This is a genomic window from Spirosoma pulveris (assembly GCF_054781875.1).
In genome coordinates this window covers 219,721-239,909 of record NZ_BAAGTO010000005.1, presented here as the reverse complement: position 1 = coordinate 239,909, position 20,189 = coordinate 219,721, and the positions used below count along the sequence as shown (strand labels likewise).

20 protein-coding genes are annotated in these 20,189 nt (G+C 48.5%); 5 read left to right on the top strand and 15 right to left on the bottom strand.

All coding sequences use genetic code 11. The features are described 5' to 3' along the window. Window positions 1–127: 127 nt before the first annotated feature. Window positions 128–457 (top strand): tetratricopeptide repeat protein, encoded by a 330-nt coding sequence (locus tag ACYVJM_RS18795; protein ID WP_461149770.1) that lies wholly within the window; start codon window positions 128–130, stop codon window positions 455–457. Between the two features lie 63 nt (window positions 458–520). On the opposite strand, the gene ACYVJM_RS18790 is transcribed toward ACYVJM_RS18795, so the two are convergent. Then, window positions 521–1,330, bottom strand: a complete 810-nt coding sequence (locus ACYVJM_RS18790; RefSeq protein ID WP_461149769.1) for a hypothetical protein — start codon at window positions 1,328–1,330, stop codon at window positions 521–523. A 279-nt stretch (window positions 1,331–1,609) separates the two neighbouring features. Between ACYVJM_RS18790 and ACYVJM_RS18785 the strand changes: the two genes are divergently transcribed. The 4 genes from ACYVJM_RS18785 (at window position 1,610) to ACYVJM_RS18770 (ending at window position 5,985) form a co-directional block, all read left to right on the top strand. After that, complete coding sequence (locus ACYVJM_RS18785) at window positions 1,610–2,626, top strand: hypothetical protein (RefSeq protein ID WP_461149768.1); 1,017 nt, start codon at window positions 1,610–1,612, stop codon at window positions 2,624–2,626. 403 nt (window positions 2,627–3,029) lie between these two features. Continuing rightward, a complete protein-coding gene (locus tag ACYVJM_RS18780; RefSeq protein ID WP_461149767.1) occupies window positions 3,030–3,764 on the top strand; it encodes a WecB/TagA/CpsF family glycosyltransferase in 735 nt (244 codons plus the stop codon). A 39-nt stretch (window positions 3,765–3,803) separates the two neighbouring features. After that, window positions 3,804–4,715, top strand: a complete 912-nt coding sequence (locus ACYVJM_RS18775) for a glycosyltransferase family protein (RefSeq protein ID WP_461149766.1) — start codon at window positions 3,804–3,806, stop codon at window positions 4,713–4,715. Between the two features lie 64 nt (window positions 4,716–4,779). After that, window positions 4,780–5,985: a glycosyltransferase family 4 protein gene (locus ACYVJM_RS18770; protein ID WP_461149765.1), complete on the top strand. Its 1,206-nt coding sequence runs from the start codon at window positions 4,780–4,782 to the stop codon at window positions 5,983–5,985. 13 nt (window positions 5,986–5,998) lie between these two features. Here ACYVJM_RS18770 and ACYVJM_RS18765 read toward each other — a convergent pair whose 3' ends face one another. From ACYVJM_RS18765 to ACYVJM_RS18700, 14 genes are all read right to left on the bottom strand, one after another. After that, window positions 5,999–6,688: an acyltransferase gene (locus ACYVJM_RS18765; protein ID WP_461149764.1), complete on the bottom strand. Its 690-nt coding sequence runs from the start codon at window positions 6,686–6,688 to the stop codon at window positions 5,999–6,001. 30 nt (window positions 6,689–6,718) lie between these two features. Then, the gene (locus ACYVJM_RS18760; protein WP_461149763.1) at window positions 6,719–7,609 is read right to left on the bottom strand and encodes a glycosyltransferase family 2 protein; all 891 of its coding nucleotides are present in this window, start codon (window positions 7,607–7,609) and stop codon (window positions 6,719–6,721) included. Then, window positions 7,606–8,961: a hypothetical protein gene (locus tag ACYVJM_RS18755; protein ID WP_461149762.1), complete on the bottom strand. Its 1,356-nt coding sequence runs from the start codon at window positions 8,959–8,961 to the stop codon at window positions 7,606–7,608. Before ACYVJM_RS18755 ends, ACYVJM_RS18760 begins: the two co-directional genes overlap by 4 nt. After that, window positions 8,954–9,595: an acyltransferase gene (locus tag ACYVJM_RS18750; RefSeq protein WP_461149761.1), complete on the bottom strand. Its 642-nt coding sequence runs from the start codon at window positions 9,593–9,595 to the stop codon at window positions 8,954–8,956. Before ACYVJM_RS18750 ends, ACYVJM_RS18755 begins: the two co-directional genes overlap by 8 nt. After that, window positions 9,585–10,931, bottom strand: coding sequence for a lipopolysaccharide biosynthesis protein (locus ACYVJM_RS18745; protein WP_461149760.1), 1,347 nt, complete (start codon window positions 10,929–10,931; stop codon window positions 9,585–9,587). The genes ACYVJM_RS18750 and ACYVJM_RS18745 overlap by 11 nt, the downstream gene beginning before the upstream one ends. 5 nt (window positions 10,932–10,936) lie before the next feature. After that, window positions 10,937–11,602: a sugar transferase gene (locus tag ACYVJM_RS18740; RefSeq protein ID WP_461149759.1), complete on the bottom strand. Its 666-nt coding sequence runs from the start codon at window positions 11,600–11,602 to the stop codon at window positions 10,937–10,939. A gap of 11 nt (window positions 11,603–11,613) precedes the next feature. After that, window positions 11,614–13,968, bottom strand: a complete 2,355-nt coding sequence (locus ACYVJM_RS18735) for a GumC family protein (protein WP_461149758.1) — start codon at window positions 13,966–13,968, stop codon at window positions 11,614–11,616. 7 nt (window positions 13,969–13,975) lie between these two features. After that, window positions 13,976–14,671 (bottom strand): polysaccharide biosynthesis/export family protein, encoded by a 696-nt coding sequence (locus ACYVJM_RS18730; RefSeq protein WP_461149757.1) that lies wholly within the window; start codon window positions 14,669–14,671, stop codon window positions 13,976–13,978. A gap of 741 nt (window positions 14,672–15,412) precedes the next feature. Then, window positions 15,413–15,805 carry a TerB family tellurite resistance protein gene (locus ACYVJM_RS18725; RefSeq protein ID WP_461149756.1) on the bottom strand — a complete coding sequence of 131 codons (393 nt, stop codon included), beginning with the start codon at window positions 15,803–15,805 and terminating at the stop codon, window positions 15,413–15,415. 92 nt (window positions 15,806–15,897) lie between these two features. Further along, complete coding sequence (locus ACYVJM_RS18720) at window positions 15,898–16,191, bottom strand: hypothetical protein (protein WP_461149755.1); 294 nt, start codon at window positions 16,189–16,191, stop codon at window positions 15,898–15,900. Window positions 16,192–16,233: 42 nt separating this feature from the next. Continuing rightward, complete coding sequence (locus tag ACYVJM_RS18715) at window positions 16,234–16,554, bottom strand: hypothetical protein (RefSeq protein WP_461149754.1); 321 nt, start codon at window positions 16,552–16,554, stop codon at window positions 16,234–16,236. 147 nt (window positions 16,555–16,701) lie between these two features. Continuing rightward, window positions 16,702–18,069, bottom strand: a complete 1,368-nt coding sequence (locus tag ACYVJM_RS18710; protein WP_461149753.1) for a HAMP domain-containing sensor histidine kinase — start codon at window positions 18,067–18,069, stop codon at window positions 16,702–16,704. Window positions 18,070–18,087: 18 nt separating this feature from the next. Then, window positions 18,088–18,783, bottom strand: a complete 696-nt coding sequence (locus tag ACYVJM_RS18705; RefSeq protein WP_461149752.1) for a response regulator transcription factor — start codon at window positions 18,781–18,783, stop codon at window positions 18,088–18,090. 194 nt (window positions 18,784–18,977) lie between these two features. Further along, on the bottom strand, window positions 18,978–20,180 hold the full coding sequence (locus ACYVJM_RS18700; protein WP_461149751.1) for an NRAMP family divalent metal transporter: 1,203 nt from the start codon (window positions 20,178–20,180) through the stop codon (window positions 18,978–18,980). Window positions 20,181–20,189 lie beyond the last annotated feature (9 nt).

The window sequence follows — 20,189 nt, the reverse complement described above, 5'->3', positions numbered from 1 at the left end:
ACCCGTGGTTGGTTGTTCCACTTTGGAACCAGCCATCAGGCACTACCCGTTATTCATTACTTTTATGATTCAAAAGTACAAATAGTCTTAAATAAAAGTATGCATGCATACTAATTTTCTTGCACGTATGAATAACGAACGTATCCAACAATTAATTCGATTTGTACAGGAGGAACCTAACGAGCCATTCAATATTTACGCGCTGGCGATAGAATACATAGCCGTTCAACCAGCGCAGGCGCGGTTGTATTTTGACAAGCTATTGACCGAACATCCGGATTACCTGCCAACTTATTACCACGCAGCGGCATTGTACGCTGAACTGGAAGAGCGGGAGAGGGCTGCCAAATTATATGAAAAAGGAATTGCGTTGGCTAGAATTCAAAATAAGCAAAAGACACTGCTGGAATTGCAACGGGCACAACAGGCTTTTGAAGAGGATGAAGATGATTGGTAATTCGTTTTTTAGCTTGAGGGTTGGGTTCGGTCAACCTGCAACCGGGCTTATAAGCTAGTTAGCTTACCGACGTCGACGCCCCTTTTTCTCCTGAATCAACTCCTGTTTGAATAATAGCGACACGCTTGCCTGCTCAGGAATAGTATAGTTAACCGCCAGATAGCGGGCTCCCGCCACTTTGGGCAAATAAACGAATCCGCGTACCGATTCTCCGGCTTCAACTGTATTTGTTTTGAGGGCCAGCTCGCGCCAGCGGTATTCTTCGTAATCGTATCGTTGCATTCGGTCGGCGAAGGTACTGTAGTCTATAGCTCGTTTAACGGCCAGCCCCTGATAGCCAATACCATGAGCTGCTCGATTGCCTATGTATTCGCTATACGTACGGCTTTTTGAGGAAGAGGAAACATCACTGGCGACGAGTGCAACCATCAGGATCGTATTAAAGACTTTTGCCTTTTTAAGCCGCTTTTCTTCCAGTTTACGCTTTAAGCCCATACGTCCTGCTTCGTAAGTCGGGTCTGCGGCTCTGCGCGAAAGGGCAAGGCCTGCGTTGGTTGGGTCCGTTAGCGTGTCCTGAGCCGCGTCAAGGCCAGTAAAATAGAAATCTGCCGGGTTAACCTCAATGGGATGGTTGGTGCGATTTTTTACTTCGACATCCAGGGTAACAAACTCCATATCTTCCCGCTCGAATGAGGCAACTACGCCTATGCCATTCTGCTCAGCTTTCGTAACGGGCCGCCCATCAATAGTAACTATATCGCCAGAAACGGGTTCCAGTCGATAAGCCGTAGTAAATGTTGGTGCGCAGCTATTGAGCACAGTAGCCAACAGGCCAGCACCAATAAAAGCGGGTAAGTTGGAGAGAAGCTTCATAGTCCGGACGTGCAGAAACGGATACTTCGTTTGACGTATGTAAAGTTACAGAAGTGTCGGCTCTGATTTATTAAAAATTCAATTGTTTATTAGACGGATAATTTGGTCAGGTGGTTAGTTTGTAGAATTTAATTAGTTGATCACTAAGTGCATAGATGCCCATTGATCAAATCAAAAAGTAACTCGTCAGGCTATAATATCATAAAAAAGTGACTAAAAATTAGGATGAATAAGGAGTTGGGAACGAATATTGCTTTGTAATCCATAACTTCTCTTTGTATGAAATTATCCTTAACGTGTTCATTTATTTTTCTGAGTTGTTGTGTAGGACAAGTCGTTGCACAGAGTCAGATTATAACGCCTGATAATCAGGTTGTGAGTTTTCAATCGGCTAATGGCACCACTAATTTGTTTATCGGGCAGAGTACCAGCGCTGTCATAGGCGGGACGTTTAATACCTTCATGGGGAGCCAGGCCGGGCAAGCTAACACTACGGGTTCGTACAATACGTATTTTGGTTATAAAGCAGGTTTTCCCAATACGTCTGGCAGTCACAATACATTCATCGGTTATGAAGCCGGGAAGCTAAATATCGATGGGGACGACAACGTGTTTATCGGCTACAACGCCGGTCAGCGTAATGAGCGTGGGCGTCGCAATTTGATTATCGGCCCTAATGCCGGTTTTGATTTGACAGATGGCGAAGACAACACCTTTTTGGGGGCTAATGCCCTTGGTTCCGGTACAAAATTATCTAATGCAACGGCCATTGGCGCCAATGCCCGTGTCTTGTGCAGTAACGCCTTGGTATTGGGTCACAATGTCAACGTTGGTATTGGCACATCGACACCTCAAAATAGGCTGGAGTTGACGGCGGGTATAGATGGACGCAGCGGTTTACGCTTGACCAATCTAACCGCTGGCTCGCCTGCCTCGGCCGCAACGACAACTAAATTTTTGACTGTAAATGATCAGGGCGATGTAACCCTATCCGGTCAGTTATCGGCACTGGCTATGCGGGTTAAGCCAGCATCTGAGCGGCAGTGGGCCGATTATGTGTTTGCGGAAGGCTATCAGCTTCGATCACTACCTGAAACGGAGAAGTACATTCAGCAGTATAACCATTTGCCAGACGTACCGAGCGCTGGTGAAATGGTGAAAGAAGGAATGGACTTGACAACCCTTCTGGCCATTTTGGTAAAGAAGAATGAAGAACTTACTCTTCACGTAATTGAGCAACAGAAACGAATAGATCGTCTGGAAGCCCAACAGCGAAAGGCCATAAAAACTAAATAGATTAAACACCCCCATCAACAGGAAGCCGCACCAGATTGACAATCTGGTGCGGCTTCCTGTTGATGGGGGTGTTCGCGAGTAAATGGGCTGACTTGCCTGGCTCCATTATCTCGATTGAATCTGGAGATGAATAGCAACGGTTTAAGAATAAGGATTCACCATTCTAATTTACGTTATTACTCTAATTAGTTGATGAGGTTACTTATTTTATTGATGGCCGTCTAAGGTCAAGGGAAGAAGATGATGTACTCCTTTATGCCAGGTGCGCTATCGGCTACATCTACCTAACCGGCTTCCTGATGCAGTTATGTTTAATACAATACATCGGGTGCAGCAATCATCACCGGTGGCAAGTCAGTCATGGAGACCCGAACAAGAACCGGAACGCAAACTAGCGATTAGTTTGGAGTTAACCCTTCTCCCATACAAAACCTTTATCCAGAACGTGATTAGCGTAGCCCGGCAACGTAAAGCTGCTTACTGCTGCTTTGCTAATGTCCATATGGTAATTGAAGCGGTCAAAGATGCCGCCTTTGCCGACGCTGTTAATAAGAGTGCCTGGGTAACGCCCGACGGAGTACCACTGCTTTGGACATTACAGGCTTTCTATCGAGTTCGGCAGGACCGGATAACGGGTCTGGATGTACTGCCCTTGCTACTTGAAGAAGCCGACCGAAATCAACTCTCTGTTTATTTCTACGGGTCTACAGTATCTATCCTGGAAAAATGCCGTGTTTTCTGTGCTGAGCGTCATCCCACGCTGACCGTAGCAGGTATGCATTCCCCACCATTTCGAGCCCTTTCTTCAAGAGAGGAGCAACAAGTGATTGCCGACATTAATGCATCAGGCGCTTCCATTGTGTTCGTATCACTGGGTTGTCCTAAACAGGAAAAATGGATGGCTTCTGTATCGACCCGTATCTCAGCGGTCCTCTTAGGCATTGGCGGAGCGTTGCCCGTACTGGTGGGCGCTCAGAAACGCGCCCCTCGCTGGTTGCAGCGCAGCGGATTGGAATGGGTTTACCGACTTGTTCAGGAGCCTCGCCGGTTAATCGGGCGGTACGCCACAACGAACAGTTTGTTCGTCTTCTATTTTTTAAAAGGGCTTTATCGCTACCGTGTTCGGAATCAAGTCTAAGGAGCCTTCTATACTTTTCACCTGTCTGTAACTAATTCAATGTCTGCCCCCGTCGTACTTTTTGCCTTCAAACGCCCTCATGAACTAAAGCAAACGCTGGCGGCTCTGATGGCCAACAGACTAGCTTCTGAAACGGATTTGTATGTTTTTGTGGATGGTCCTCGGTGCGATGACGAAGTGGCGAAGGTGAAGTTAGTACAGGCGGTGGTTGATACCATTAGCGGGTTTAAATCTGTGCAGCGGATTTACAGTGAAACCAACATTGGGTGTGCCAACTCCATCATAGCCGGTGTGACACAGGTGCTAACGCGACATCCGGCTGTGATTGTTCTTGAAGATGATATTGTGACCACTCCTAATTTTCTGGAATTCATGAACCAAAGTCTGGCTCAATATGCGGAGAATGCCGATGTCTTTTCCGTTGGTGGGTACACATTCCCGTTCAAGCGTCCGGCAGGGTATACGGCAGATGGCTATTTCTTTCAGCGAACCTGTGCGTGGGGATGGGCAATCTGGGCAGACCGTTGGCAACAGGTCGATTGGGAGTTGACGGATTTCGACGAATTTATGAGCAGCCCCGAGGCCCGCAAGCAATTCAATGCGGGTGGAAGCGACAGAGTACGCATGTTAAAACGCGCCAAGAACCTCGCCATTGATGCCTGGGATATTCGGTTGTGTTACAATGAATTCAGCCTTGGTGGATATACCATCTATCCAACTGTTTCCAAAACAATCAATATTGGCGTTGATTCACCCGACTCAACCACCGAGGTCGTATATGACCGGTATAAGCCCGTTCTGGATAACGGGGAGCAGCAACATTTCATCCTTCCTCAACAAGTACAAGTGCATCCGGACTATGGTCGTCAATTTCGATGGAAGTTCAGTATTCCGGTCCGGGTGTATAATAAACTGCTGACTTACAGTACACAGCTTCTTCGACGGTTCTAACCATTTCCTGGCTTCACTAGCTCAATGCCTGAACCCGGCAGGCCTAGTATCATACAACCTGATTATGCGCGTATTATTGATTCACAACTATTACCAGCAGCGGGGCGGAGAAGACGTTATTTTTGAACAGGAAGTTGATTTACTGCGCGAGAATGGCATATCTGTCGAAACGTTGATCTTCACCAACGATCAGTTTGATGGAACAATGCTAGGAAATACCCGTTCGGCAATCCAATCATTTTTTAACCGGCAATCGGCCAAACGGCTCGATCTGGCCATTCGGCAATTCAGTCCGGACGTTGTTCACATTCACAATTTATTTTACACCGCTTCCGCAGCTGTAATTTGGGCCGCGAAAAAACGGAACATTCCGGTGGTCATGACGCTCCATAATTACCGGCTGGTCTGCATTAACGGGCTGCTCATGCGGGAGGGAAAGATTCCCTGTGAGCAGTGTCTGACCAAACTGGTTGCGTTGCCGGGCGTTCGAAATGCCTGTTTCAGAAATTCTAAAGCGCAGTCAGCTCATTTATCGGCCATTACGTTGCTTCATAAATTAACGGGCCTATGGCAACGGGTGGATCGTTTTGTAGTCGTTACAGACTTTGCCCGTCAAAAAATACATCTTTCTTCATTACTGCTTCGGCCGGATCAACTGAGTGTCAAGCCTAATTTCGTGGCTGATGCGGGTTATGTAAATCCACAAGATAGAGATGACTTTTTTCTGTACATAGGCCGCCTGACGTTCGAGAAGGGCATAGGGGTGTTGCTAAATGCCGCCGAAACGGATGGTTTTTCGATTGATATCATTGGCGACGGCCCATTGGTTTCTGACGTGATACAAGCTTCGGAGCACACGTCTACCATTCGCTACAGGGGCCAGCAACCGCGCTCGGTTGTGCTGGAAGCGCTCAAACGCTGCCGTGCTCTGCTAGTTCCCTCGCTTTGGTATGAAGGGTTACCGACCGTAATCCTTGAGGCATTTGCAACGGGTACTCCCATTATCTGCTCTGATCAGCAGAACCTGAACGAAATCGTTAAAGACAATCATACCGGGCTTTTATTTCGAACAGGCGACAGTGGAGATCTTTGCCGGGTAATTCGAAACTTCAGGGAGAACAGGCTAAACCAAGAGCGGTTAGGGCAGAATGCCTATCAGGAATTTCAGAGCCGCTACACGCACGCTATTTCACTACGGGCAATTCTCACCATCTACGAAGACGTGATCGCCAAACAGAGACTGTCGGATGCGGTCGAAGAAGTGCCATAACATCCTGACCGCTTTACTGCCCAGAGTCGTAAGTGCGCTCTCGAAGCCAGTTTACGTTGTTTTTAACAACTCTGGCTGGTACGCCAGCGGCAATGGAATGGTCGGGGATGGGTTGGGTAACAACGGCATTGGTACTGATTATGGCGTTGTTGCCAATTGAAACACCTTTTAAAATAACGGCATTCAGACCGATCCAGACATGGTTGCCAATAGTGACATCCTGAGCGTAGTTGATTCGCTTTCCTGTTTCAGCGTCTAAAATGCTGTGCGAGTCGCCGGTTCGGATGTCGATGCCCGCCGAGAGCATGCAATCTTCTCCAATGATGATGCGTTTGCCCGGCTCCGTAACGGCTAAGTGTGCCGATTCAATACTGGTATGGTCGCCAATAATGACCTGACCGTTGTCGTCTTCAACCCATACACATCCTCCCTTAAACTTGCAGTAAGCGCCGATGCGCAGCAAATTATTATTGCCTCTGATGTAAATTATCATGTTCGTTAAAATGGCCCCCTCCGCAATTTCAACAATGTTGTTGTTGCCCGCAATGTCGAGCCTTACCTGAAGAAAAACCCCTTTATTGATGATACGATTACCCTGCCCCCGTATGGGTGAGGCCAGCTTTGCTTTTACTATCAGCAGAATCTGCGCAAGTTTGTGCAGTATTTTATTGCGTTTTACGATAAGTTTAAGTGTCTGGTTCATGGCGTTCGGGTTGTACGAAGCAACGGTCTATTAATTTTGGTGCGTCATCGCCTTAAGCTGTCGGCGTAAATAGCCAAGTAAAATGCGAAGCATATCGACAGCAAAGTAGGTGTAAGGCAAACGGGCATGTTTTAAGGCAAAATGATAACGTACCCGGAAATTGATGGGGGATTTTATGGCCAATAATGTCTCAACAAACTGCCGGAAAGGCATCGACTGATTTAGATTCACACCGGTAGCATCTGCATACTCATAGACAACGCTGGACGAGGAGATAACCAGTGGAAAGCCCGCCTGACGTGCGCGAATTGAAAAATCAAGATCTGCCATATGATGGCGGAAACGCTGATCGTCGAAATGGCCAATCGTATCAAAAACCGCATGGGGAATAAGCATGCCTCTACCCGGCAAGCTATCGGATAGCAGATAAGGACTTGTCGTCTTCAGCAGGTCATAGCTATTCTTAAAGCGGGTATTGGCCCAGTTTTCGATGTTGGGCATACATAAATTCAGGCCGGTACCGGCATAAAGTAATTCTTGTGGTGATTTTACATCGACCGATACCGAGCCGACGATACATGGTTTATGAACCTGATAAGCCGTTAATAGACTGGCCAGATAACCTGGGTCAACCTTCGTATCGTCGTTCAGGGTCAGGATAAAATCATCATCGTTCAGCGAAAATGTCTGGAGTACGTACCGGATGCCCAGATTGGTAGCCCCAGCCCACCAGAGGGAGCCGTCGCCGGTCAGGACGATGGTAGTAGGAAAGTTTGCTCTTATTTGTTCGCTTGTACCGTCTGTAGACCCGTCATCAACCACAATAACCTGTTGAGCCGTTATGGTTTGGCGGGATAGACAGGCCAGGCAGCCTATTGTATAGTGTCGGCGATTATGGACCGGTATAACGATGTAAATCATGCCGGGTAAGATTGTATCGTCGTTTCACGCGGACGGAGGAGTTTTAACAGGGAAAACAGGCCATATAAATACATGGTAACGGAGAGGCAGCCAACGGTAACCGAACTTTGCCCAAAAACGGTCAGGACGAGTAAGCCATAGATCGTACTCAAAAAGAGCAGGCTTGACTGCTTCACAACGCGTACCAGCCTATAGGATAAGCTGCTGATTAACCAGCCAAAAAAAGTGATGAAGAATAAGCCGTAGAAGTTATACGCAAAATACAGTTCGGAAGTTAAGCCGGTTCGAATCCCCAGCGTATTCTCGTCATCGAAGAGTTTCATGAAGGAATAAGCACTGTCTTTATGGACCATTTCGGACTTATCGAAACCGGCAAGCTTGAGGATAAACGAATTGCCAAAGCCGCCAATCGTACTGACCAACAGATCGTACCCCGCTATTTCTCCCGGTTTGAATTCATTAACAGCCCGGACATACTCCCGAAATTCGGAGCCAAGTGGAAAGCCGTCGCGCTCAAACGGAGATTCTGTTGCGTTGCCCAGCCTGATATTCTGTAAAATGACATACAAAAACAGGCCACTCAGCAGAATCGTAATCGTTCGCAGATCAATGGTCAATGCACCTGACATTAACTTATCATAAACGAAAATAGCCAGCAGCGATACTAATAAGTAGAGTCGTTTGCTATCTGCCGACATGATCAGCACTGAAAGAATTAACAGGCTTACCCATAACAGCTTGGTTTGGGTAGTTGTGCTTTTTAAGAAGCGGTCGTACAGGAGGACGGCGGAAAAACAATTGAAAAAGCCGAAGTTATAGATGTAACCATAGTTCAAGCCATACATGGTATCGGTAACATCATTGCCCGATAGAATAGGAATAAAGCCCACATTGCGGACGAAGTCGACAATCCAGATCAGCGGAAAAACCAGCAGAAAGTATGCGAATGGACCCAGATCATTAAGAAGTAACCGGCCTCTTGCCTGCTCCTCCGCCGATGGTGTTGAAACAGGGGCATTTACATCGTGGATGAGCATCCCGATGCTTAGGAATATCAGGTAGATGTTGTAAATGATGCACCCCTCGTCCATCGAAATGTAGTAAGGATTGATCGAGAAATAGGTTAAAATTTTGAGTTCCCCAACGTATAGCCAGGCAATCCAGACAATCAGGAACGCCTTTGTATACCGGTTCTTCAGGAGAAAGATGGTTGCGATAGGGACGATCAGTAGGGAGTGGCTTAGCAAGGAAGGGTAGATATAGTACTCGTTATACCCGAAGTATGCCTGATAAGCCAGCGGAGTCACTTGTACCAGTGCAAAATAGATAAGCAACAGAATACTCTTATTCATAGATAGGTTGAGGCTGAAGTGTCCGGATAAATTGAGCGGGATTGCCGCCCCACAGCTCGTTGGACGGTATGTTCGCGGTCACGACTGAACCCGCACCAACAACGGCGTTTTCTCCAATTGTTACCCCTTTCAGGATCGTGACATGAGCGCCAATAAACGCACCGTTCCGGATGACAACCGGAGCCGTCTTTGCCAGGGAATTATCCTGAAACGTTGTTCGCTGAGCCGTTATGAGCGTATGGAAGTCGGTATCATAAATGACAGTATTGCCACCAATCGTGACGTCGTCGCCAATGGTAATTGCGTTATGAGAAACCAGCGCCGTACAACTCATGCCCACGCGGTCGCCAATCTGAATGCTTCCGCCCAAGTCAGCAATGAAAAAACAGGGCTGCTGTCGGCCGATGCGATTATGATTTCGGCCATTATTGATATTGAATGACCTGCCGATGGTCATCGAGCAGCCGTCGTTAATGTCGACGATGGGGATGCCGCAGCTTTTCAGGCCCGATCCGTACGAAACATTATTCAAGTAAAAGCGTACACGAGTAACCAGCGCTTCGGCAATCCGTCGACTGCGTCGCCATCCAAATCGGATGATCCGAAAACCGAAGCGAATAAATTTAAAGACCATATATAATCTTTTTGTACTCTGCCCGACAGACCAGCAGCATGCTTATATTCCAAATTGTTCCAGCAATCACCACACTTGCCGGGCCAACGTTAAGCCAGCGGAACAGTAACGTTATCAGACCAACATAAATGACGACGCCGGTTAATGAGACATACGTCAGTAGGCGAATTTGCCCGGTTCCGTTGATCAGGGAGTTGTAGTTGCTTAAAAAGACAAAACTGATTACGTAGGCCGTTAGCGCAAGAGACAGGTCTGCCGGAACCTTAATGGCCGGACCAACCCACACCTGAAAGATCGAGTTTGCCGCTAAGGCCATCAATCCGGCCAGCAGCGCCATGGCGCTGCCAATGTGATTCAACTGACGCATTGTCGCCCGAATCCAGACGTTATCGTGCTTGATATAGGCATCGGTAAAGGCCGACCAGTAAGGCGTAATGACGATACCATGCAGTACCGTTATCACACTGAAATATTTGTTGGCAATACTGTAGGGACCCACACTGGCAGAGCCCAGAAAGTAAGCTATAAAAAGCCCCCCCGACGTGAACACCAGTATACTAATGAGTTGGAGAATAAAAAATTTACCACCCATGCTGAATAATTCATGGCTTAGGGAAAAGTCAATGTCAGTGAAACGGGGAGCGATTTCCGCATAAACGTATCGGAAAAGGTAGCCCGAAACCACAAGAAGTATTGTAAGGGGTACCAAGTTGTAAATGTGAGCGACGTTAAGTAGTGATTTATTCAAGGTGCTGGACCCAAAATAAATAATGGCGATGATGACGACATTGGTCAGGAGCAAAATCCAACTCACCAAGGCGGCTTTCTGATCGGCAAAGAGGATCGAATTAATAGGCTTCAGCATAAGCTGGATACTAAAACTTACCAACGTATACGTAATAATAGCATTGACCAGCCGGGGCTCCGGGCTCTGAATATTCAGTAATGAAGTCCACTGGAGATAATGCCCGATTGCCAGAAAAAGGACGGTAAGCAACAACGCTATACCTATTGATAACGCATATAATGTGCTTACATATTTTCGGGCCGTTTGAAAGTCGCCGGCAGAAAAAAAAGCAACCAATTTATTCCGCAGACCATTGCCAAAGCTCACATCGATCAGGCTGAACCACGACGTCAGGAACGTAATGGTCATCCAAATGCCAAAATCTTCGATGTTGATGTACTCCAGCGTGAGTGGAATCGTCAGAAAGCCAATCAGAATACCCAGGCCTTTAACAAACACAGACTGTACTACATTTCTATAAATAAGCAGGCTACGCTCGTTGATAGAAGCTGGCCAGTTTATTTTAGCGAACAGCGATTTTGGCTTCATGACGATCAAAAAGCATCGGTATTTCCCTTTAGCATAGACACTAACGTTTGCAGGCAAATAGAGATGTCCATTTGTAGCGAGGCTTTGCGAATATAAAATTGGTCGTACATCAACCGATGTTTCATTTTAAGGGGGTTACCTGTTTCGCCCCGGCATCCCCGTGCCTGGGCAAGTCCTGTAATTCCTGGCCTGACCTTATATCGATGCGAATAACCCGGAAGGCTAAGCCAGAATTGAGCGTCCAGTTGGATCGGGTGGGGGCGTGGCCCTACAATGCTCATATCACCTAATAGAACATTGATGAACTGGGGTGTTTCATCCAGGTTTGTACGGCGGAGAAACTTACCAAGCGGAGTTACCCGGGTGTCGTCCTTTGAGACTTGTCGGAAGGGCTCATCACCGGTTGGCCACTGCATTGTCCGAAACTTATAGCAGATAAAACGCTGTCCGTACAAGCCTGAACGAGTTTGCCTGAAAATAGCGGGTCCGCGAGAGGTAAGCATAACGAGAAGACTGAGTAGTGGAATGAGCCAGCTCAGGATGAATAGGGTGACCAAACCGGCCACCAGTAAATCAAATAAACGCTTCCGTCTATAAGTGTTACCTGCTTCTATGAAAGGTTGCCTGACGCGGGCTTTAATACGGTGGGGGTCCAGGGCGTTAGAGACCATAACGGAACACGTTAAGTAGTAGAAGTTAGGCGGCTTAGCAGCGTTTTTTTCTTGACACTCGAATGGCCATATGCACTCCCTTTCTGTCCATAGCTGTAATAATTCGGTTCGCTGTCACCAACGTCATTGAGCACAATGTTGAGCTTGTTAAATCGCTTTTCGCGGTGGAGCATCTCAATCATTTTCAAATAGTTTCTGGGTGTAACATCGTGCCGAACGATGTATAATGTTGCATCGGCGTAGGGGGCAATCAATTGTGCATCGGTAACCAGTCCAACGGGGGGCGCATCAATAATTACATAGTTGAAGCGTTCCCTCAGCTCAAGAATCAGTCTTCCCAGCCGAACTCCGCTTAGTAATTCCGATGGGTTGGGTGGCAGCGGCCCACTTCGAACGATGTAATAGTTGTCATTGTCCAGAATAGGCTGAATGATAGAATCAACGTTTGTTTCGCCGATTAAATAGTTGCTCAACCCCAAGCCATTGTCGATATCGAGTGAGTTACGCAGTTGAGGTTTGCGTAGGTCCATCTCCAGGATCACGGTTCGTGATCCAACCAGGGCAAGGCTGGCTCCGAGATTGAGGGAAAGAAATGATTTGCCTTCACCGTTGATACTGGAAGTGAAAAGCAGTACCTGGCTGCCCGTGCGGTGCTCGCGTAGAAAACTCAGGTTAGTGCGAAGGGCCCTGATTTGTTCGGCAATGACGGAGTTAGTTCTCGATGACACAACGAGTGAACCTGGCGAGCGTTTTCGTACAATTTCGCCTAAAATGGGCGTTTGGGTTTGACTCTCCACATCGGTTCGCCGGATTACCCGATTGTTAATCACATCACGGCTGGCCATGACGCCTATGGGGATTATCAGACCAATCAGCGTAAACAGCAGGTAGGTGAGTGGTTTGTTTGGCTTGGTTGGGTCAGCCTCACTACGGGCTACGTCGATTACACGGGAGTCGGAAATGGTTGAAGCAAAGGATACCGCCGTTTCTTCCCGTTTGCGCAACAGGTAGGTATATAAATCATTTTTTATAGCCTGTTGCCGGGTGATGTTCAGTAAAGCCCGCTCTTTGGCGGGAATGGTTCGGATTGTTCCTTCTATCTTCTGATTAGTTTGGGCAAACTGGCGCTGAGCGGTGGTCAGCATAGCCCGCATGGTACTAATGTTTTCGTTAATATCGGCTTTAATGGCCCTGATCTGGGCATCGACGGTACGCAGAAGCGGGTTTTTATCTGGAACCGTCTGGGCCAGCTCGTTCCGCTGTGCCTCTAACTTAGTGGCGGTCTGAATGAGGTTAATCAGCGTAGGGTCGCTTAACCCGAGGGTAGCTGGCGTCCCATTTCGTTGGCCAGGTTGCTGGTGAATATAGTCTTCAATTTCGCGGAGGGCGCCTAACTGAATGGACACCTGACTGAGTTCGGCATCGTTGCGCTGAACCGTTTCCAGAAAGCCTTTAGCCTGGCTGGTGAGGTCGGTAATTCCCTGAGCCGATTTATATCGTTCAACTCCTTTCTCAACAGATTCCAGTTCGCCCGCTACCAGTTGCAACCGTTCTTCGATGAAATTCAGCGTATTTGAGGCAACGCGATTTTTATCCAGTACGGCGGCTTCGTTATAAACATCGATCAGGCGATTCAGGATCGCTTCTCCTTTGTCCTGAACTCCTGTTTCGAGAGAAAGTGCGATTACAGTAGAGGCTTTACTGGTGGGTTCGGCCTTTAATACTTTCAAATAGTCGTTGGCTGTTTTCTGCTCTTCAAAAACCTGAACAAAAATTGGCGCGGTCGAAGACGAAACCGGTTGGCGGGGGAATACCCGTAACCGTCCGTAAGGGGTTCGAACGCTTTGATTCAGCGGATACAACTGGCCGTTTATTTGTACAGTGTTTTTATCGATGAATGACAGGTTCAGAAGGCTTTCTGCCGAGTACAGTGATGGATTCGCCTGTTCAATGATCAAATGCACCGGCGATTTGTTAAAGATTTCCCGTTTTCCAAATGGGGTATCCTGGTAGTAAACTACATCCAGATGGAGCTGCTGCACAACTCTGGCCATTAGGGTGTAGGATTTCAATACTTCAATTTCATTCTCAACTACTTTCTTGGGGGCAAAAATCTCCAGCTCTTTGAGCATGCTTTCGGAGTCCAGCCCCTTTTTTTCGTCTTTAACCAATAAGCTGGCCCTGCTTTTATAGACAGGCTGCTGGTAGAGCAGGTAAAGAAAAGCAGTAATGAGCAAGGTTCCGACCGACAGTACAAACCAGTACCAATGGCGGACATACCGTAACAGCGTTGCTCTGATTTGGGTGTTACCCGTATCCATAAGTTGGTAAGGTATGTAACTGTAGTTCGATGAGTTGGTTGCCATAGCGCAGTTAATAGGTTCGGGAAATGATGATGGCAACTAATGATAAGGCGCTTAGAATAGCTGGTACGATCTGGTAAAAGTGATCGGCATTATTTACCCTGGCCCGGCCGGGTTCTACGTAAACTATATCGTTCGGATGCAGGTAGTAGTACGGAGACCGAAACAGACCCCGTTTGGTAATATCAACGCGAGCAAAGGTTTTCTGCCCATTCTCCTCCCGAACGACAAGGATGTTGTCCCGTCGTCCGTAAATGGTTGCATCACCGGCTAAACTTAAGGCTTCAATAAGGGTAATCTGATCATTAGGTATTGTGAAAAGTGAAGGCCGCATCACTTCGCCGAGTACTGAGATGCGGAAGTTCAGGTTTCGTACGTTCACCGTTGGCTCTTTCAGGTACGTAGACAATTTTTCCTTAATCAGGGCGCTGGTTTGCGAAGTTGTCAGCTTTTCTACTTTCAGGAGACCAATTAGCGGCAGTTCGATCTCGCCCGTACCAGATACCATATAACCCGCCATTTCGGGAAGTCCAGCAGTGTTTGTTGGCTGTTGAGTACGCGGAGTGGTCTGGGATATGGGGGTGTATGGGTTAAAAAAAGTGCTTGCTTCAAGATTAAGGCTACTTACCTGGACGGATAATACATCGCCTGCTTTAATAAGCGGAACATAGCTTTCCGGCATTCGAACATTGGCGCTATTTTCCATGTCACTCTGAAAATAGACGATCCTCGTTGAGGATACGCAGCCTGCCATCGTAACCAGCGCTACCAAACAAACAGTAGCTATCAGAGATTGTAGAAAAGTATGCTGAGAGGGAAAGTCGTAAAAAGTACAATTCATGCGATAGTCATAGCAATAGATGATGAAGCCAGCTTTCAGACGGAGTAAATAATCTTTGGTAACATATCATTTTGGTACTTTGGGAACCCTTATTTATAGGTTAACCAAGCTGGGCTGTCTATTTCGACTAGTACACGATTCATGCCAAAGCGTATAATCAGGCGATAATTTTGACGGGATTATCTGAAGTGAACTCAGGGAAGATTTGCATTCAATTTGGGACTATACAGTTAATTGCCGTCCCTTAACGTTGAAATTCAACAGTCAAGAAACGGCAATCAGCTTGTAAAACAGCCTGATCAGTACGTCGGGCCATCGTCGAACCTAAGTAAGTTCAACTCAAAACGGAGAGGTAATAGCCAACCGCCAAAAACCCTTTTTAAGGTTGACGACATTGATATCTACCGCTTCCTAATCTGCAAACGAAGTGCTTTAGGCCTTATAAAGATTCAGCCGGCAGAGGTTGGACTGTTGATGAAAAACTTGTTTTCAGGCATTAAATCTCCTTCCAAACTAATGGAACTGCAATGCAGATTTCATGTATCCCCTACAGACTACCTGCAGGAAATAAACTGGCATTCGTTTATACCAGCCGGGTGAGGCCTGTTAAAGTCGCCGGAGGTCACGCCGAAACCGTTTGATCAGTTCCTGCTCTTTGCGGGAGGTATCGTCGTGCGACTGGGCGATCTGGATTAATATGTCGACGAACTGTTTTTTAATAGGCTCAGTAAGGCCTTTTCGATTGTTGGTGAATCGTCGCATCCCAAAGGCATAGGCCTCTTCGACGGTTTCATTACAATTTTCGCGAAGGAAAAAAGCGTACAGGGCTAATTCGCCATGGGGCACGCTGGCCAGCAGTTCTTTAACGGTTTGCATCTCGGCCAATTGAATGCGGCCATCGACTTTGGCCAGCGCGTACGCCACACTACCCAGACCCATGTACAGATCGGCTGGTTCGGCAGTTGATTGATCAAGATTTACTTCTTCGTTGGTATTCATGAGAATTGGGTTTACTGGTTTGCAGGAATTGTGGGTGTTATTTTAGTTTACGTTGGCCTGCCAACATAACTTGTCCTTGTGGCCGGGTGCTGTTAAATAGTAGGCAAAATCAGGCAAATCGGAATCTGAACGAGCCGAATATCAATGGCCGTTTTACTTTTATCGGCTGAAACATAGGTGCTAAAGGCCGCGATCATCAGGCGGTTGCGAATCAGCAGACTAACGAAACGGAGATCGTCGCATTCGAAATTATGGAACCCGGGGCGCGACAGGGTAATTTCGATGGACTGATCATCCGTACAACGTCGATCCTCCAGAATAACTGTCCACTTGGGGAACTCATTGATGAAATACTGGTATACCGGGAGTACAGGTGTGTCTGTCATAGTGATAAGTGGAACGGGCGGTTAAAAGGGGCTTACATCAGTTTAGGGGTAACCGCCGGATAGACCGGCGCGCTTCGCCAGGGCTATCTGGTGGTGCAGAGCGGCCAACTGCTGTTCGGTTTCCTGTTTAGCCGCCAGCAACGAATCATACTGAATGACCTGATCGTTATAATTCTGGCGAATTTGCTGTATTTCCGTGCGTTGGCGAAGAAGATAGACCAGGGCAATGCAATACAATAACCCATTCAGCAGGATGAATACAAGGATAATAGGCTGGTACCTGCGCTTTTGCGGTCGGCCGTTATGGCCGGGGCGACGGCCCAGACTATCCGGTTCGGAGTAATCGAGAATGTAAGGGTTCATGACGGTTCAGCTTAAACGTTGGTCTTACTAGCTCTGCAACCTGATATTCGGCTGCTCTCTGCTGGATGGACACAAAGTTGCAATCTCGGCTTTAGAGCCGAATTAGCCCGTCATTAGAAACAGATTAGAATTGTAAAGGGCTCGCTGCTAGACGGCTCGGGGGAGGTCAAGCTGGAAGGAGGTGCCCTGCGCTTCGTTGGAGGTGACTGTTAGCTTACCCCGGTGAAGTTGAACGATACGCTGAGTTAGCGACAAGCCAATGCCATGCCCGGCCACGCTTCGGCCGTTGGTGCCCCGTTGAAAGGGTTTGAAAATTTCGGGTAATTCCCCGGCCGGAATAGGTGGCCCCTGGTTTTGGAACGTCAGGGTAACCAGATCCGGTTCGATGACCAGCCGGACGCTCACTCGGTGATCGGGAGAAAACTTGCCGCCATTTTCCATCAGGTTAAATAGGGCCGTGCGCAGCAATGATTCATTGCCCGTCACCAGCGGGGTAATTTGTGGGTTGGGCACTTCTCCAAAAGTAACAGCCACGGTATAGTCAGGTCGGAGTCGGAGTAAGTCGGCGCGTACCTGCCAGACCAGTTCGTCGAGTGATACGGCCCCAATAGCTACCGCCGATTCATCTACGCTCACGTTTGCCAGGCTCAGCAGGCCATTGGTCAGGCGGTTCAGGTCGCGTACGTCTTCCAGCACAGATCGAACCGTATCCCGCAGGTCGTTCAGGTCGTCTCCCGCCAGTAAGGCTACTTCAAGCTGCCCGGTGATGGCCGTCAATGGTGTGCGTAATTCATGTGATGCATGCGAAACGAACGTTCGCTGCTGACGAAAAGCCTCTTCGAGCCGGTCGAGCATACGGTTGAAGCGCTGAGCCAGCTGAGTAAGTTCATCGGCGTCGGTGCTTTCGGCCAGCCGCCGTTCCAGTTTGGAGGCTGTGATCGTATCGATCTGCCGGATAATACGCCGGATGGGCCGTAACGCCCGACCGGCATAAATAAGCCCGGTACCAAAGACAATCAGTACGGCGAGTCCCCAGCCAATCGATAGCAACAGGGCGAGTGCCCGTTGTTTACTAAAGCCGTACTTATCTACGCCGGAGGCCAGGACCACCAGTCGGTTGGCGTGCTGCGTGTATCGTATGCCGATGATTTCGCGTAGCCCAACGCGCCAGTATAGCTGTCCTGCCAGCCGTACCTGGTCGAGTTGTTTTTTTGAAACGGTCAGGTAATCGGTTCCGCTCTCAAAAGCAATCCGGTTTCGGTAGTCATAAATGATAATCTCTTCTTCATCCAGCACCGTCATGTGATTCTTGTCCAGGAGCTTATACAACTGCCTGCCGGTTGTGTCGGAGCCAAACAATAACTCGGCCGAGGTAAGCGCTTCAGCCTTCAGTCGCTCGCGAAACTCGTATTGCCGGTGGCGTTCGGCTACCAGATAGATAATGCCGCAAAACAGCAGCAGCAGGCCGGATACAACGGCGGTGAACAGGCCCGTAAGTCGGTTGCGGAGAGTCATGCGGTGGGCAGCATTGCGTTATTTTTCCTTTAACACGTAGCCGAAACCAACAACGGTATGGATCAACTTCACCGGTTCGCCTTTGTCGATTTTGTTACGGAGGTAATTCACGTATACGTCAATAACATTGGTACCGGTATCGAAACCTACATCCCAGACCTGCTCGGCAATGTCGACCCGCGACACAACCCGTCCCTGATTTCGCATCAGGTAGTCCAATAGGGCAAACTCCCGGACGGTGAGGTCGATGGTGCGTCCGGCACGGCGGGCTACCTTTTGTTGCCGATCCAGTTCCAGATCGGCCAACCGCAGTATTGGCTGGCTTTCTTCAGGGGGAGCCGACCGGCGAAGCAGTGCCCGAACGCGGGCTACCAGTTCCAGGAAATCGAACGGTTTAGCCAGGTAGTCGTCGGCCCCGGCTTCAAAGCCCATGAGTTTGTCGGTAGTGGAGTCGAGGGCCGTAAGCATTAATATAGGCAGCTGCATATTCTTGGTGCGTATGTATTCGGCCAGTTCCAGCCCGCTTACGAACGGCAGGTTAACATCCAGAATAGCCAGATCGAACCGTTCGGTGCCAATCAAGCGTTTGCCCTCGCGCCCATCAGCCGCAATGGTAACCGTAAACGACTGTGTTTCGAGTCCTTTCTTAATAAAGAGGGCCACTTTGGTTTCGTCTTCAACGACCAGCAAGTGTGGCTTTGTTGTATTTAGCATGAATTACCGACCTTATTTAGCTGCTCCCTGTTCCAAAAGGCACAAGTTAGGCGACAAAAGCTGAAAGCGTATACGTCCGGGTACGATAAGTGCGTCAAGTTGCGGGCTGATAGATTCGTCAGATTAACGATCCGATAGGTGTGGAGAAGCGTGGTTTGGCATTGGATTCGGGTCGCGTACCGCTCGAAGCAGGTCTAGTTGGCCATCAGTGCCAGCCACACATTTCGTAAGCCAAGAAAGGCCGTGACCGCTACAATGAAGAGCATGAGTACGTTTTGCCACAGCCGGTTACGATATTCTTTCGGTATAATTACTTTGTTATTGACGGCAATGAATAAAAATATCGTTACCACGGGCAGTAGTAATCCATTGGCCGCCTGTGCCAGCACGATGACCGGTATGGGTTTGATACCCAGTAACCCGAACGTCAGCCCTACCGCCATAACGGTAAGCCAAACGGCCTTATATGCTACGGAGTTTTCCGGCCAGCCCAGCAGGCTTTTAGCGGTTATAGCAGCGGCTAACGGGGCCGTTAGGGCAGAGGTGAAACCAGCCGCAAAGAGTCCAAAGGCAAACAAAGCCGCAGCCCAGCTGCCCAGCCGGGTGGTTAGGGTCTGAGCAACGTTTTGAAACGAGAAATCGCCGGTTACGAGCGTGCCCGATACGAGGATTGCCATCGAAATAAGCCCGCCAATGAGCACGGCAATACTAATGCCCCAGCGCATTTCTGACAACGGCTGAGATTGCCCGATACCGGAACCAAGAAAAAGGTTGTATGGTACGATGGTGGTGCCAATCAGCCCGATCGCCAGCACGGTAGCGTTGGCCGGGAGTGAAGGAACGAAAAGCGCCGATGTGAACTGAACGGGTGTAAACGATGCATTGGCCGCTACATAGGCAAAGGCGACGCCCATAACGAAAACAATCAACCCCAGGAAGTTGGCAATGAGTCGGGTAGACCCCTGCCAGAGCAAACCGATGCAGATAAGGCCGAGTAAGACTGTTAGTAGTTGAGGAGTGAGGGCCGTTATGCGATCTGCGGTGAGCAGCGACAGACCGGATACTGCTCCTAGTATATTACCCGCCTGATAGGCTGCACAACCCAGGGCTACGGCGCTAAACAGGACGACCATCAGCCAGCGAACGCGTAATCCGTAGGTCTGGGTCAGGAGTTCGCCCAGACTTAGCCCTGAAGCAATAGTAACCCGGGCGGCTGCTTCCTGTAAAACAATGGTGCCAATGGTAGAGAAGGTGAGGGTCCAAAGCAAATCGAGACTGAAGCGCGACCCCGCCATTAAGCAGGTTGTTACAGTACCGGGACCGATAAAAGCGGCCGAAATCACCGACCAGAACAAGACGCTGCCAAGACCGGCGCGGAAAGATAGAACTTTAGGCACTGATAGAAA